This window comes from Algoriphagus sp. A40, assembly GCF_002002735.1.
In the GTDB taxonomy this organism is placed as follows: Bacteria; Bacteroidota; Bacteroidia; order Cytophagales; family Cyclobacteriaceae; genus Algoriphagus.
The window spans coordinates 1-333 of record NZ_MUNY01000014.1 but is presented as its reverse complement, the minus strand read 5'-3'; the positions used below and the strand labels follow the sequence as shown (position 1 = coordinate 333).

1 protein-coding gene is annotated in these 333 nt (G+C 61.9%); it reads left to right on the top strand.

All coding sequences use genetic code 11. The features are described from left to right. On the top strand, positions 1–333 hold a 333-nt coding region (locus tag B0E43_RS23290), incomplete at both ends, for a hypothetical protein (RefSeq protein WP_371454095.1).

Below are 333 nucleotides of genomic sequence, written 5' to 3'. Positions count from 1 at the left end.
GGGCGAGCACGAGCGGCACGGCGACCTACACGGTGTTGCAGTCCGACATAGATGCGGGCTTGGACATTGTGAACGTGGCGAGTGTGAGCAGCGAAGAGGAAGCGACCGACAGTGCGACCGAGACGGTTGACGTGAACGGAGCGGCCTTGGTGGACATCACCAAGTTGGCGGACGTGACGCAAGTGACCGAAGCGGGCCAGGTGATCACCTATACCTATACCATAACGAACACAGGCGAAGTGACCCTGACCGGTTTGGCAGTGAACGACGACAAGCTGGGAGCGATCACGCTTGCAGCGACGACACTGGCCCCCGGGGCGAGCACGAGCGGCA